We start from the raw sequence: 15,397 nt of genomic DNA on the forward strand, positions 1-15,397 counted from the left end.
GGACGATACCCGTTCGCGCGATCAGTCGGGCAACGCGTCCTTCATCTACTTCTGGATGTAGCCGGAGTTGGCAGTCACGGTGATCGGACTGAGGGGCGACTCAGTAACCGCTGCGGCTGACGAGGCCCGACCACGGCCGCTCATGCCATCTACCCTTTTGGCGCCCTCGCCACCGACACGATCGCGACGTCATCGGACAGCGTGCCCCCCGCGAACCGTAGGACTTCATCAAAGATCGCCTGCGGCACCTTCTTTGGGCGTAGCGAACCCATACTCCGAATGAACTCGACGAGGCGCTTCTGTCCGAACAGCTCCCCGTCCCGCCGGGCTTCAGTGACGCCGTCGGTGTAGAGAACCAGGAGGTCACCCCCCTCTAGCACGGTCTTGCCATTCTTGAACTTCATGTCCGGGAACGCACCCGCCAGTGGCGAACCGACCTCGAAAAGCTCAGCGTCGCCCGCTGCCCTTTTCACGATGCCCTTGGTGTGACCGGCGCTGCAGTAGACCAGATGTCCCGAAGCAGTGTCGAGGACGCAGAACACGATCGTCACGAAGGTCTCTGTGTGCGTCGCCTTCAAGATGACCGCGCTGGTCTTGCCGAGGACGGTGGCAGGAGTCCCGCCCTCGTACGCGAGCGCCCTGATCGTGTTCTTGACGAGGGAGGTCAGTGTCGCCGCCTGCACGCCCTTGCCCGAGACGTCGCCGAGAACGATGCCAACGCGGTCTCCGTCGAGCTCGAACACGTCGTAGAAGTCACCACCCACGGCTGCCGACACCGTCGCCGAGCGATACAGGTAGCCGAAGTCGGTTCCGGGGATCCGCGGGGGGACGGTAAGTAGCGCGGCCTGCAGCGTGTCGGCTATGTCCCGCTGCGTCGAGTAGAGCATCGCATTCTCGAACGTGAAGGACATGAGCGTGCCGAGGCGCCTCGCAAAGTCCGTTTCGCTGTCTCCCAGCGTCAGGTTGGCCGAATGGAAGTAGAACAACATCCACCCGATCGGCTCCTCGCGCAACAGCAGCGGAATCACAAGAACCGAACCGCCGTCCAGCAGCTGGATGTCGAAGTTGGAAGCGATACGCGCGGCCTCGATGTGGTCGAGCAGCGCGGGCGCTGTCGTCCTCGGGGGCGTGATGCTGACAGCAAGTTCCTGCTCGTCAAAGACGCGCCCGACTACCTCAGGGGCCATCCCGTACGCCTTCTTCACCACCTGCTTGGTGCCCTGCTTGACGAGGACAGCCGAAGACTCAGCGCCCAACGCTTCGGTCGACTCCTTGAGGATCTGCTCGAGGACTTGGTCGAGTTCGAGCGTCGAGCCGATCGTCACGCTGATGTTGTTGAGGGATGTGCTCAACCGCTCACGGTGCCGCACCTCTGTTGCGTCCTCGATGGCGAGCAGGATCGACGGTTCTTCCTGCTGCTCTTTCACGCGCCGGGCATTGAGCACCATGATGCGGTGGCCGACCCGTTGGAAGTCCCGCTCCACCTCGAGGTTCGCGAATTCCCGGTCACCCGGAAGGACCTGCTCGAGCAGGAAGGACAGCTCGGGGAAGTCCCACTGCCCGTCTCCGAGCTCGTGCACGAGCTCACCGATCGTCTCTTCGGGAGTGACGGCGAAGGTCCGGTAGAACGCATCGTTGGCCTCACGAACACGCAGGTCGGCTGCCAGTGTGAGCAACGGTTCGCGCACAGTCTGCACGACCGCTTCGGCGTGTTCGCGGGCAGCTTCGGCGATGCCCGTGCTCTTCTTGAGTTCGTCGATGTCGATGAAAGCGATGACAACGCCATCGACCGTTCCCTCGCCCGTCTTGTACGGCCGGATGCGAACGGAATACCAGCGACCGTCGGTGCTGTGCACCTCGGTCTCGAGCGGGACGCCGGCCTGCAGCACCTCACAGATCCTGTCCTGGAATTCGGGCACACCGACTTTCATGCGCAAGTCGGTGATAGGCCGTCCGACGTCGGTAGGGACGATGCTGACGATCACATCCGTCTCAGGAGTGAATCGGCGGATGCGCAGGTCAGCATCGAGGATGAGTATGGGTATCTCGACGCCCTCGATGACGTTGTTGAGATCGTCCGCGAGCCGACCGAGTTCCGTGTTGCGGTTCCTCAACTCGTCGTTGAGCGTTGTGAGTTCCTCGTTCGTCGACTGCAGCTCCTCCTGCGCCGTTTGGAACTCCTCGTTGATCGTGCGCAGCTCCTCGTTGCTCGACTGGAATCTCTCGCCCGCCGCCCGCAGGTCGGCGTTGGCGGCCTCCTTCTCGGAGGCGACGGCGTCAAGCTGCTCGCGGGCCTCGTCCAGCTGCTGACGAAGTGCGGGGGCCTCACCCTCATCGGCGACGCGTTGCTTGCCCTGCTTCGTCCGCGGTACGGAGTCCGGCATCTCCTTCGGTCGTTCTTCGAACAGCACCAGGTAGTAGTACTCCCCTGCCGGCGAAGCTATCGGCACCACCTCGACGTCGACCTCTCGCCGTTCGCCGTCGTCTTCCAACGCAGCCCCTTGCCGCTTCGCTGCGGCTTTCGTCTTGGCGGCCTCACGAATGACAGCCTCGACCGTCAGGGACAGGCCCGGAGCGATCAGCCGCGGCAACTTGAACTCGGGAGGCCCTTCAGCCGGATCGAGATACCTGCCGACTTGACCGCGGAACTGGAGGACGTCGAGATCTGCGGTGACGAGTATCCCGGCGGGATGATAGCGTCCTCGTACGACCTTCTCCGCCTCGCCGAGGATGTCGAACGCCGCCTCCTGCTGCGCCGCGTTGCCGCGCTGTGCGAAACCGAGCGCGCCCGCGGACGGCGCCAACGCCGAGAGCAGCTTGCCAGGTCCGGTCTTTCGCTTATAGATCCGATGCTTCTTGTCAACGACCGAGAAGAAAGCCGACTCCGTGCCGGTCGTCTCGGAGGAGCCGAGCAGAAGGAAGCCGCCGGGTTCAAGCGAATAGTGGAGGACTTGAAGCACCCGTTGCTGCAATGGGCGCTCCATATAGATCAACACGTTGCGGAAGCTCACGACATCGAGCCTCGAGAACGGAGGATCCTTCGTGATGTCGTGGACGGCGAAGACGCACTTCTCACGTATCGCGCGGTCGATCTGATAGCCGTCGGGCACCTGAACGAAGAAGCGCGCCAGGCGTTCGGCGGAGACCTCGTTCACGATGCCGTGCGGGTAAACACCCGTGCGTGCGATATTGACGTCCAACTCGTTCACATCGGAGGCGAACATCTGGATCTCGGGATGAGACGACGTTCCATCGAGCAACTCGACCAGCGTGATGAGGATGCTGTACGCCTCCTGCCCCTTTGCGCAACCAGGCACCCAGATCCTGATGGTCTCACCCGATCCCTTGCGCTTCAGCAACTCCGGGAAGACCTCGCGCCGCAGCGCGTCGATCGCGTCCGGATCACGGAAGAACTCCGTCATGTTGACGAGGATGTCCCGGTACAGAGCTTCAACTTCAGATGGGCGCTCCTTGAGGGCGCCGAGGTAGTCCTTCATGGTTGTGACGCCCTCGAGAAGCATGCGGCGTGATATGCGTCGCACCAGAGTCGTCCTTCGGTAGCTTCTGAGGTCGAGGCCGGTAGTCTCGCGCACCAGCGACAGGATCTTCCCGAGGGACTCCTCATCGACCACCTCGGCAGCCTCGTTCCGGGGTCTCGATTCCCTCAGACCCGGATGCTGGCCCAGCCTTACCAGTTCCTCGGCGATGTGTTCGGGGTCAAGCACCGCGTCAGCGGCACCAGCCCCGATTGCCGCTTGCGGCATCCCGTCATACTCCGCGGTGGAGGGCTCTTGCGCGATCGTCAGCCCGCCGGCCGCCTTCACCGCCGCCAACCCGAGCGTCCCGTCGGAGCCCGTGCCGGACAACACGACTCCCACCGCCTTGTTCTCGCACTCCTCGGCGAGCGACCGCAGGAGGACGTCTATCGGCAGGACTTGAGTCGGCGGCTTCGGGCGCTTCTCAAGTACGAAGGCGCCATTCAAGACGCGGATGGACACGTCCGGCGGCATCACGTAAATGTGGTCCGGCTCCACCCGCATGGCATGGGTGGCCTCCGCCACAGGCATCTCGCTGACCCGGCCGAGGATGTCCGCCAGCATGCTGTCCTGTGTGGGATCGAGGTGCTGCACCAGCACCAGCGCCATCCCCACGCGCGCGGGCAACGCCCGAAGGAGCCTCGTGAACGCTTCAAGACCCCCGGCGGACGCGCCGATTCCGGCGATGGGGCACGAGGAGCGGACATCCCTCGTGCCCGGTCCGTCCGCAGAGGCGGACGCGCGCGCACGACGTGGTGCCTTGGCCGTCCCGCCCGCCTTGCCGCCCTTCGACCGGGCTTGCGGAGTCTGACGGTGTTCACTGTCGCTCAAGAACACACCCCTTACGCCCTTGGGCGGGAATCATCGCCATGCCGTCAACGAAGTTACTCCCCACCCAGTCTCTCCTGCAATCAGCGAGTAGGTGCCTCTCCGGAGGATCGGCCTCGAGCCGTTTCGAGAACCAAGCGGGTGCTCCCTCTCGGCAGCGGTTACAAACGCGTCCGCCAGGAGAAGATGTCGGATGAGTTGCGAGTGCCTGTGCCGAGCAGTTCGGGCTGTATTGGAGAATCAGCACGGGTGAGTTCTTTGCCACGGTGGCCAAGAGGGTGTCCGCGGCCGTAGGTTCACCGTTTGCGTTCGTCACAGCCGCCGGTTTGGTCGTTGTCTGGGCGATCTCGGGGCCGTTCTTCGGCTATTCGGAGAGGTGGCAGCTGGTCATCAACACCGGCACCACGATCATCACCTTCTTGATGGTCTTCGTGATTCAGAACGCCCAGAACAGGGACCAGAAGGCGATCCAGCTCAAGCTGGACGAGCTTCTCCGGGCTACCAAGGACGCCGAGACGGGCTTCGTGGACCTCGAGAACATGGACGACAGGGCACTTGAGAAGCTTGAGGACAGGTTCAAGTCCTTCCACGAGCAGCACGCCGGCCATGAGGCAGACGGTCACGAGGGCGAAACCGCACGTGAGGATGCGCAGGGACAGTGACCAAGGCAAGACGCACGTGCGTCAGGGTTCCGATTCGATGTCTCGAGACGCCGGCCCATAGATCACGTCGCCGTGACGACCGAAGCGTGATCCGTGGCATGGGCAGTCAACGGTGCCTTCCGCGGTGTTCCACTTGGTCTCGCATCCCAGGTGCGTGCACGACCGTCCGGCAGCCGAGTCTTCGTGCGCCTTCCCGCGCCTCGACGTCAAGTGCCCTTCCATGAATTCGCGAGCGACTGTGGCGTTCTCGGCGGCCAGGGAAGGAACTGACGTCAGACCTGGCCCGCGCCTGGGCGACACGATCTCAGTGAGCGGACCCGAGCGCCCGGCGACTGCATCTGCAATCACCGAGGCGGCCACAACGCTCTTGGTCATACCCCACCCCGCGAACCCGGTGGCCATGAACAGATTCCGGCCGAGCGGAGCTTCCCCGATGAATGGCAAGCCATCGGGCGTCTCGTGATCGTGGGCAGACCAGTGGCGCACAACCTCCACATCTCCGACGACGCGCGCAACTGAGGCCGCAAGTCTCCCGTAGGCGGCTCGCTCGTCCGCCTCCGATCCAACCCGAACCCGCTCCCCGCCCGCTATCCATGTGCCGTCAACGTCTAGCGTCGGTCTCAGCGTGAGCGCCTCGCCTCCGACCTGCATCCACATGCCGTCGGGAAGCGGGTGTTGCGGCACGAACTCAAGTGCATAGTGCGCATACGGGAAGAGACGAGTGAAGAACGCGCCAGTATCGTGCATGGGAACGTGATCGGCCAGAATGGCAATGGGCGCACGGACCGAAGCCCCATCACAGAGCGCTCTCCAGAACTCGCCGTCGCGCTCCAGTGAGCGGACGGCAGTGCGTTCGTGCACCTCTACCTGCGCCCCAAGTGAAGCCAGCAGCTCCAGGACAAAAGCGGCGGGGTCGATCAGTGCCTGGTCTTGAAGAAGCGCCGCTGGTCGGCCGAACGGACGAGGCGCGTCTGCGGGCGTAGCGGGCAGCCCGGCCGAGACCAGCGCTTCGAGGTGCTCCGGGATGCTGGCGCTCGCCTCATCGTCGCCGGCCACCAAGTACGCCGGCACCCGGCGTAGCCCGCACGTGGTACCCAGATCGAGCGCTATGGCCGAGAACTCCTCGACCGCCGCGAGGTTCGCTGCAGCCCAAGTACACACATCCTCGCGCGAGTTCTTCGCGAGCAACGCGCGCCATGAGTCGCCATGAAGCGCCGTGACCTTCGCAGTCGAGTGCCCCGTGGTGCCGGAAGCGATCCGTCGCCGTTCCAGCATCATGACGACTCGTCCCTCGCCGACGAGTCTGCGAGCGAGCAACGCTCCGGTCAGGCCGCAGCCGACAATCAGAATGTCGGCGTCGCGCTCACCGTCAAGCGATGGGTAGTCTGCCGCCTCGGCGTCGAGCCACACGGATCCCGCGCTTCCGGCGACATCGGGAACGGTCTCAATGTACTCGCGATCCACTGTGATCTCCCGTCGAGTTGCTGGTTGAAGGTTCTCGGGCGTATGTACCCGCTACCCAACCCGCGACTCGGACACTCAGTGCACTGGCTGACGTCAGAGTGACCCTAGGAATGGGACGGCAGCTTGCTCGCCACGATTCTTCCAGTTCTCTCGTGGGTAGGCAGTACAGGCAGGGTCGCTTGGCCCGGCTCAGACTGAAACCCGCAGGAGGTCATGATGGCTGCCCAGAAGAGGATGCCCGCCAAGGGCAAGCGCGCGGCGACCGGGACAGGTGCCCCCGAGACCGGTAATGCCGGTGAGTTGCACCAACACGCTGGAGGACAACACCCTCCGCTCACGACGAACCAGGGCGTGCAGATCTCAGACGACCAGAACTCACTGCGCGCCGGCGACTCGGGGCCAACCTTGCTCGAGGACTTCGTCCTCCGAGAGAAGATCATGCACTTCGACCACGAGCGCATTCCGGAGCGCATCGTGCACGCGCGCGGCACGGGAGTGCATGGCTTCTTCGAGCTCACCAACTCCCTGAGCAAGGTCACGACCGCGAAGATCTTCACCCATGTCGGCGTCAAGGTCCCGGTATTCGCTCGCTTCTCGACTGTCGCCGGCGGATCGGGATCGGTAGACACCCCTCGTGACGTACGTGGCTTCGCCGTGAGGTTCTACACCGAGGAAGGCAACCTGGACATCGTGGGCAACAACATCCCGGTCTTCTTCATCCAGGATGCCATCAAGTTCCCTGACTTCGTTCACGCCGTGAAGATGGAGCCGGACCGCGGGTTCCCGCAAGCTGCAAGCGCGCACGACAATTTCTGGGATTTCATCTCGCTCACGCCTGAATCGATGCACGCGGTCATCTGGGCGATGTCGGACCGCGCGATTCCCCGCTCTCTGCGTATGATCGAGGGATTCGGCGTCCACAGCTTCCGGTTCATCGACCGCTCCGGCCACAGCACGTTCGTCAAGTTCCACTGGCGCCCCTCGCTCGGACTGCAGTCCACTGTCTGGGATGAGGCGGTCAAGCTCGCCGGCGCGGACCCGGACTTTCATCGCCGGGACATGTTCGAGGCGATCCAGGCCGGCGTGTACCCCGAGTGGGAGCTGCTCGTGCAGCTGTTCACGCAGGAGCAGGCGGACGACTTCCCCTTCGACCACCTCGACTCCACCAAACTGATTCCGGAGGAGCTCGTGCCACTCACGCCGGTCGGACGAATGGTGTTGGATCGCTGGCCCGACAACTTCTTCGCCGAGACCGAACAGGTCGCCTTCTGTCCGGCCAACATCGTGCCGGGCATGGACTTCAGCAACGACCCGCTCCTGCAGGGCCGACTCTTCTCCTACACCGACACGCAGCTCTCGCGTCTCGGGGGCGTGAACTTCCACCAGATTCCGATCAACGCAGCCAAGTGCCCTGTCAACAACAACCAGCGCGACGGGCACATGCAGATGGCTGTACCACACGGCCGAACCAACTATGAGCCGCAATCACTCGAGCCGGATCGGCCCCTCGAGTCTCCTCACGGATTCACCAGCGCCGCGGCTTCAATCGATCTCGGACCCAAGCGCCGCGTCCGGTCAGCGAGCTTCGCCGATCACTACAGCCAACCCCGCCAGTTCTTCCGCAGCCAGAGTCCTGCGGAGCAGGCACACATCGTTTCGGCGTACGTGTTCGAACTGTCCAAAGTGGAGACCCCACACGTGCGAGAAGCGATTGTCGGACATCTGCGCAACATCGACGACACACTGGCCAAGCGCGTCGCCGCCAGCTTGAACATGTCTAAGCTACCGGCGGCTCCTCATGCAGCCGCCCACATTCAGGACTTGCCGAAGTCGCCGCCGCTGGGCCTCATCGGCAAGATGAAGGACACGCTCAAGGGCCGCACAGTGGGCATCCTGGTTGCCGACGGATCCGACAGCGCGGCGATCGACGCGATCCGCAAGGCTGCACACGGTGCCGGGGCTGCCGTCAAGGTGGTGGCGCCCAAGATCGGCGAGGTCAAGCTCGGAGGCGGAAAGTACGAGGTCATCGAGAACCAGCTCGCCGGGACGCCCTCGGTCGTCTTCGACGCAGTGGCGGTAGTCCTGTCTGACGCAGGCGCAAAGCAGCTCGCCAAAGAAGGCGCGGCAGTCGACTTTGTTCGGGACGCATTCGGCCACCTCAAGGCGATCGCCGCCAACGAAGGCGCCGCAGCACTCCTCAAGGCTGCGGGAGTCAAAGCCGACCCAGGTGTCATCGACACCGCCGATCCCAAGGCGTTCATCAAAGCCGCGAAAACGCGTCAGTGGGCACGCGAGCCAAAGGTGCGTACGTTGCCGTAGACCGGACCGCTCTTGGCGAATCGCGCTATCGGCGCCCCGTCTTCTGTTGCAGGAAGACGGGGCGTTGCGCTGCCGCTCGCGCCTACCCTTCCGCATACGCGGCTTTTCGTGGGTTGTGTCCTATGATTGCCTCATGTCGACGCCGATTCTCGCCACCAAGCTCTACGTCCCGCCGCCTCGGACCAGCGTGGTCCTTCGCCCCCGCCTGATCGAACGGCTGGACGTGGGTCTGCGGAGCAGGCTGATCCTCGTATCGGCCCCGGCCGGCTTCGGCAAGACCACGATAGTCAGCGAGTGGGCGGCGGGCGGCAGCCGTCTTGAGCCGAAAGTCCGTACTGCATGGCTCTCACTGGACGAAGGCGACGGCGATCCGGCGCGCTTCCTCACCTACCTCGTCGCCGCCCTGCAGACGGTTGCGGCGGACGTTGGCCAAGGGGTTCTGGGCATGCTCCAGTCCCCCCAAACGCCACCCACCGAGACGATGCTCGCGACCCTGCTGAACGAGATAGCTGCTCTCCCCCACGGGGTCGTCCTCGTTCTCGACGACTACCACCGCGTCGACTCCGAACCGGTAGATGGAGCTGTCGCGTTCCTACTGGAGCACCTGCCACCGCAGTTGCACCTGGTCATCGCTACCCGGGAGGACCCGCGCCTGCCCCTGGCCCGGTGGCGAGCTCGCGGGCAACTGACCGAGTTGCGCGCGGCCGACCTCCGCTTCAGCGCCTCCGAAGGCGCCGAGTTCCTCAACCAGGCGATGGGTCTCGACCTCTCGGCGGAGGACATCAGCGCACTGGAGACACGCACCGAGGGCTGGATCGCCGGCCTGCAGTTGGCGGCGCTCTCCATTCAAGGGCATTCGGATGCCGTCGGCTTCATCGAGGCCTTCACGGGCAGCAACCGTTTCGTACTGGACTACCTGGTCGAGGAGGTCCTTCAGCGTCAGCCGCAGGCCGCGCGCAGCTTCCTGCTGCAGACCTCCCTTCTCGACACGCTGTGCGGTGCCCTGTGCGATGCCGTCACCGGGCAGAAGCACGGCAAGGAGATGCTCGAGCGCTTGGAGCGAGACAACCTGTTCGTCGTCCCCCTCGACGACGAGCGTCGATGGTATCGCTATCACCACCTCTTCGCCGATGTCCTGCAGGCGCTCGCGCGCGCGGAACAGCCCGATCAGCTAGCGGCCCTGCACAAACGGGCCAGCGATTGGTACGAGGAGAACGGCTCGCGGCCCGACGCAGTCCGTCACGCTCTGTACGCCGAGGACTTCGAGTGGGCTGCGGACCTGATCGAGCGGGCCGGTCCGATGCTGGTGACGAGCTCACAGACCGCTATCTGGCTCAACTGGGCGCGGTCGCTGCCGGACGAGCTGATCCGCGCTCGGCCCGTGCTTAGCGTTTGGCACGCCTACGCGTTGTTGGGCAGTGGCGAATTGGAGGCCGCTGAGGCTCGGCTGACTGACGCCGAGCGCTGGCTCGAGCCCGGGCCGGGGCAGCCGACGGTCTCCGTGGACCAAGAACAGCTTCGGTCTCTGCTGGCGACCATAGCGGTGGCCCGTGCCTACCGTGCCCATTCTCTGGGTGATGTGCCGGGCACCGTGAAGCACGCTCAGCGAGTACTCGAGCTCCTGCCCGAAGGAGACCACCCCAGGCGTGAACAGGCGATCGCGCTCATGGGGATGACGTGTTGGGCCAGCGGCGATCTGCAAGCCGCCGACCGGGTGTTTGTCGACTACAGCCAAAGGCAAATCGCCGCCGGCAACATCCTGGTCGCGATCAGCGCGATGACCGTCCTGCCTGACATCGAGCCGACGCTGGGTCGTCTGCGTGAGGCGATCGACGCACTCACGGGGTTATTGCACGTCGTGGTGGACCAGGGCGAGCCCCTACCTCCGGAAGCGGCCGATCTGTATCGGGGGCTTGGGGAATTGGTCCTCGAGCAGGGCGACCTGACTGCTGCCGCAGCACACCTACTGAAAAGCAAGGAACTGGGCGAGCAGGATGAGTTGCCGGTATGGCGTTGGCGATGGCATGTCGCGAAGGCTCGACTCCACGAGGTACAAGGCGATCCGGAGGGCGCTCTCCGTCTGCTGGACGAGGCCCAGCGCCTCTTTATCAGGACGCCCCTGCCAGACGCGCGCCCCCTGGCGGCTCTGAAGGCCCGGATCTGGGCTACGCAGGGCAGGGTGACCGAAGCACTGGAGTGGGCGCGGGAAAGAGGGCTGTCCGTCGACGACGATCTCAGCTACCTGCACGAGTTCGAACACGTCACCCTTGCGAGAGTGCTCGTCGCCCAGTACGAGAGCGAGCACGTGGATGGTGCCGTCCACGACGCCATAGGGCTGCTGGAGCGCCTCCTGCATGCGGCCGAAGAAGGCGGCAGGACGGGGAGCGCGATCGAGATCCTGGCGTTTCAGGCGCTCGCCCACCAAGCGCAAGGCGACACGTCCTCGGCCCTTGCACCACTGGAGCGTGCCCTGTCCCTGGCCGAACCGGAGGGCTACGTCCGGGTCTTTGTGAGCGAGGGCCCGCCGATGGCCCGCCTTCTCACTGAAGCCGCTTCCCGCGGAATAGCGCCAGACAGCGCGAGGCGGTTGTTGGCAGCGTTCCGGGAGGCAGGAGATGCCCACCCCTCCGGACCCAAGGAGCTCCTCAGCGAGCGCGAAGTCGAAGTGCTCCAGCACATCGCAGCTGGACTCACGAACCGGCAGATCGCCGCCCGGCTGTATCTCTCGCTGTACACCGTCAAAGCCCATGCGCGCAGCATCTACGACAAGCTTGATGCCCACAGCCGCACGCAGGCCGTCGCCAGGGCCCGGGAGCTTGGCATCCTGCCTCTCCACTGAGATTAGTCCCATCGGTTAGTCCCTTCGACCGATGTCAGTGCCCTCGCACGCCCCCATGCTCTTAGAGGAGGCGCACTTAGACGCCTCAACCGGTGGCAAAGGGCGACGAGGACAGTGGCGGAGCGGCGAAGCCAGAGGACAGACCCGGATTGGCCTGCGGTCTATCAGATCAGGGTCGAAGGCCATCTCGGGCACGCGATGACGGGCTGGTTCGAAGGCCTGTCGATCGCGCTGGAGGACGACGGCGACACGCTCTTGACCGGCGCCGTGGTCGATCAGGCCGCGCTGCACGGACTCCTCACGAAGGTGCGTGATCTGGGCGTACTGCTCGTCTCGGTCAATCGACTGGATGCCGGCCCGGGGCCACGACCAACAGAAGAAGGAGATTGAGATGCGCACGTACAGAGGAAACGCGATAGCGGTGGGAGTTCTGTTCATCCTGTGCTCGGCCACGTCGATCCTGAGCATCGTCCCACTGGGCGGTCCGCTGGTCGCCCCCGTCGATCTCGCCAAGTTGGCGACGAACGACACCCGGGTGGTGTTGACCGCACTCATCGAGTTCGTGTGGGCATTGACCGGGGCAGGCATCGCCATCGGTCTGTATCCCGTCATCAAGAAGTTCAACCCGGCCCTGGCCCTCGGATCTGTCGCCGGCAGGTTGGTCGAGGCCGTGTTCGTCGTGGTCGGGGCTCTCGGGCTGCTTGCGCTGCTGACCGTGGGCCAAGAGGCTGTGGCAGTAGGCTCCGCCAGCGTGGCCACGGTGGCGACGACGTCGAACCTGGTGCTCGCGGCACGCGAGTGGGTGCATGGGTTCGTCGCGCTGATCCCGTTCGGCGTTGGAGCGTTCATGTACTACGTCGTGCTCTACAGGTCGCGGCTCGTTCCCCGCTGGCTGTCGGGTTGGGGGCTCGTCGCGATCGCGTTGTTCATGGTTTCGACCGTCATCGCAGGCTTCACGCAGGAGTTCGGCTTCACGACGGTAAACACGGTGCTCAACATCCCGATCGGTCTCCAGGAAATGGCGCTGGCTATCTGGCTCATCGCCAAGGGGTTCGATCAGAGGGCGCTGGCCTCTGGTGCCGAGAGCGAGGCGTAGTCACATGGACGCATCCACTCGACGCAGCATGCGAGTGCAGAAGGCAGGCGGCATCGCGGCAGTCTACATCGCGATAGCGTATCTCGCGGCAATCCCCTACTTCGTCTTCCTGGTGAACTACCCCCGTGTGGTCGACCCGACCCAGAAGGTCATCTTGCTGAAGGACAACTACGCGAGTATGTACTGGATGCATGTCGTCTCGTTCGAGTTCGTCGCACTCGCTCTGATCGTGGTCACTTTTGCGATCCACCAGCGCCTGAAAGAGCTCGCGCCGTCGACAGCGCAGTTCGCGACTGTCGCGGGGCTCATCCGGGCGGGCCTTCTGCTCGCCAGCGTCATGGTGTTCAACTACGGAATGGGAGTGGTGGTCCGGCTCTACGCCACCGCGCCCGCACAGGCCGTGTCGGCGTGGCAGGTGATCGAGCCCCTGGCTTCAGCCCTGGGCGGATCCGGCGGCGATCTCCTCGGCGGGCTGTGGTTTCTGCTCCTGAGCGCAGCGGCTCTTCGAACGAAGGTACTCCCGAGTGCACTGAGCTGGCTGGGTGTGGTGATCGGCGGCGCCGGCATTCTCACCTTGGTGCCGGGACTGAGTGGACTGGAAGCCGTGTTCGGGCTGCTGCAGATCGTGTGGTTCTTATGGCTCGGGATCGTCATGGTGCGGAGCAGGCCGGACTCTGGAAGGGCAGCGGAATGGACCCGATAGCCAGAAAGAACCTGAGGACCTACTTCATCCTGGCATACGTGATCTTCTGGCTCCTGCTGGTCTTCACCGGCCTCTCGATCGTGCTGAAGGTCCCCCCAGTCGTCCAGACGGCCATGGAAACCGTCTGCGCTTGGGCGCCGACCTTTGCACTCCTCATCATGTACAAGAGGGTCTTCCCCGGTGTGCCTCTGCTGACCTGGCTCAAGAAGCAGTTCCCCAGGGTCTGCGCACTCGACTTCGTCGTCCCGGCGGTTCTGCAGGTGCTTGCGGTCGCGTGTGCCGTCGGCGCGTACCTCGTCATCAATGGGAAGTCACTCGGCTCGCTGCAGTTCGTCTCGGCGATCGATGTCCTGCCGCTTCTGGTGGTCAAGCTGACGTCGGGGCCGATGGGCGAAGAGCTTGGGTGGCGAGCATACGCATTGAACGAGCGCCAGAAGACGTTCAGCCCGCTTGTCTCATCGTTGTTCATCGGAGTCATCTGGGGCTTCTGGCATCTGCCGCTCTGGCTGCTCTCCGGGTACTCCGGTGGGACCCTGGCCCTTTACGTGGCTTCCTTCCTTGTCGCGATCATCAGTACTTCGGTGTTGATCACGTTCTTCTACAACCGAAGCGGCAACATACTTGTTGCCGTGTGGGTGCACTTTCTCTTCAACTTCCTGTTGAGCGCGGTTAAGATCGATACCGTGCCGCTTCTGGCGTACACCTCGATCACCTACCTCGTCGCCGCGCTCCTTGTCGTCGCGTTCGGCCGGAGGACCATGATGCGCACGCCGACACTGAGTGCCGATCCATTCTGATGATCCCGCGACTCACACGCCGTGACCTATCTGTCCGAACGTTCGCACGAAAGGCCGGGCGCGTGATGTCGATCGCCATCTCCGTCTTGCTGGCTTCGGTGCTCGTTCTTGTGGGCGTCTTGCTGCTCCTGAGTCCCGGACGGCCGACGCCGTTTCTCGATGACAACGGGAAGCCGCTTCCGGGCAGCATTTCGGAGAAGACCCGCGTCACCATCAACGGTGTCGAGCAGGGCATGTTCATCAAGGCCAAGGACGCGAGCAAGCCCGTGCTGCTCTACCTCCATGGCGGCATGCCCGACTACTTCCTGACCGAGCGCTACCCCACGGGTCTCGACGAGGACTTCGTCGTGGTCTGGTGGGAGCAGCGCGGCTCGGGCCTGTCCTACAGCCCCGACATGGCACCGGAGTCTCTGACCGCGGAGCAGATCGTGGCCGACACGCTGGCGATGACCGACTACCTCCGCGAGCGCTTCGGCCAGGACAAGATCTACCTCATGGGGCACTCGGGAGGGACCTTCATCGGCATCCAGGCGGCCGCGCGCGCACCGGAGAAGTACCGCGCCTACATCGGCGTTGCCCAGATGTCCTACCAACTCCGCTCCGAGCAGCTGGCGTACGACTACATGCTCGAGCGGTTCAAGTCAAACGGGAACGCGGACATGGCACGGAAGCTGGAAGCGGCGCCAGTCGGCGACTCGGTTCCGCTTTCGAACGAGTACAGCTCGGTCCGCGATGTCGCGATGCACGAACTGGGCATCGGCACGATTCACGACATGCGCTCGATCGTCACCGGTCTGCTTCTGGAGTCCTTCCGAAGCCCCGAGTACACGCTCGGCGAGAAGGTCGGCATGTGGCGTGGCAAGATCTTCTCCGGCAGCCGGTTGTGGAACACGGAGCTGGCCACGGACCTGACGAAGAAGGTCACACGGCTGGAGATCCCCGTCTACTTCCTGCACGGCGCGTACGACTACACCGTCTCGTACCCGCTGGCAAAGGCCTACTACGAACAGCTGGACGCGCCGCTGAAGGGCTTCTACACGTTCGAGCAGTCGGCGCACAGCCCGCTGTTCGAGGAGCCGACGAAGACGTGCGAGATACTGCGGACGGATGTACTGGCAGGCGTAAACGGGCTCGCGGACCCGGAGTAACGGCG

Annotated in this window: 10 protein-coding genes; 8 read left to right on the top strand and 2 right to left on the bottom strand. The window is 64.1% G+C overall.

Annotated features, from left to right (window positions below):
* Positions 1-149: 149 nt before the first annotated feature.
* Positions 150-4,367, bottom strand: a complete 4,218-nt coding sequence (locus tag Q7W51_08740) for a chemotaxis protein CheB (GenBank protein ID MDO8848456.1) — start codon at positions 4,365-4,367, stop codon at positions 150-152.
* 263 nt (positions 4,368-4,630) lie between these two features.
* On the opposite strand from Q7W51_08740, the gene Q7W51_08745 reads away from it, so the two are divergent.
* Positions 4,631-5,026: a low affinity iron permease family protein gene (locus tag Q7W51_08745; GenBank protein ID MDO8848457.1), complete on the top strand. Its 396-nt coding sequence runs from the start codon at positions 4,631-4,633 to the stop codon at positions 5,024-5,026.
* A 21-nt stretch (positions 5,027-5,047) separates the two neighbouring features.
* On the opposite strand, the gene Q7W51_08750 is transcribed toward Q7W51_08745, so the two are convergent.
* Entirely contained in the window at positions 5,048-6,490 is a 1,443-nt protein-coding gene (locus tag Q7W51_08750; protein ID MDO8848458.1) for an FAD-dependent oxidoreductase, read from the bottom strand.
* Between the two features lie 216 nt (positions 6,491-6,706).
* On the opposite strand from Q7W51_08750, the gene Q7W51_08755 reads away from it, so the two are divergent.
* From Q7W51_08755 to Q7W51_08785, 7 genes are all read left to right on the top strand, one after another.
* Positions 6,707-8,809: a catalase gene (locus tag Q7W51_08755; GenBank protein MDO8848459.1), complete on the top strand. Its 2,103-nt coding sequence runs from the start codon at positions 6,707-6,709 to the stop codon at positions 8,807-8,809.
* A 133-nt stretch (positions 8,810-8,942) separates the two neighbouring features.
* Positions 8,943-11,648: a LuxR C-terminal-related transcriptional regulator gene (locus Q7W51_08760; protein MDO8848460.1), complete on the top strand. Its 2,706-nt coding sequence runs from the start codon at positions 8,943-8,945 to the stop codon at positions 11,646-11,648.
* Between the two features lie 114 nt (positions 11,649-11,762).
* Entirely contained in the window at positions 11,763-12,038 is a 276-nt protein-coding gene (locus tag Q7W51_08765; protein ID MDO8848461.1) for a hypothetical protein, read from the top strand.
* Between the two features lies 1 nt (position 12,039).
* The gene (locus Q7W51_08770; GenBank protein MDO8848462.1) at positions 12,040-12,744 is read left to right on the top strand and encodes a DUF4386 domain-containing protein; all 705 of its coding nucleotides are present in this window, start codon (positions 12,040-12,042) and stop codon (positions 12,742-12,744) included.
* A 4-nt stretch (positions 12,745-12,748) separates the two neighbouring features.
* Positions 12,749-13,447 (top strand): DUF4386 family protein, encoded by a 699-nt coding sequence (locus Q7W51_08775; protein ID MDO8848463.1) that lies wholly within the window; start codon positions 12,749-12,751, stop codon positions 13,445-13,447.
* Positions 13,435-14,244, top strand: coding sequence for a CPBP family intramembrane metalloprotease (locus tag Q7W51_08780; protein ID MDO8848464.1), 810 nt, complete (start codon positions 13,435-13,437; stop codon positions 14,242-14,244). Before Q7W51_08775 ends, Q7W51_08780 begins: the two co-directional genes overlap by 13 nt.
* A gap of 65 nt (positions 14,245-14,309) precedes the next feature.
* Positions 14,310-15,392 (top strand): alpha/beta hydrolase, encoded by a 1,083-nt coding sequence (locus Q7W51_08785; GenBank protein MDO8848465.1) that lies wholly within the window; start codon positions 14,310-14,312, stop codon positions 15,390-15,392.
* The last annotated feature ends 5 nt before the right edge of the window (positions 15,393-15,397 follow it).

It is taken from the genome of Coriobacteriia bacterium (assembly GCA_030652115.1).
GTDB lineage: Bacteria > Actinomycetota > Coriobacteriia > Anaerosomatales > Anaerosomataceae > UBA6100.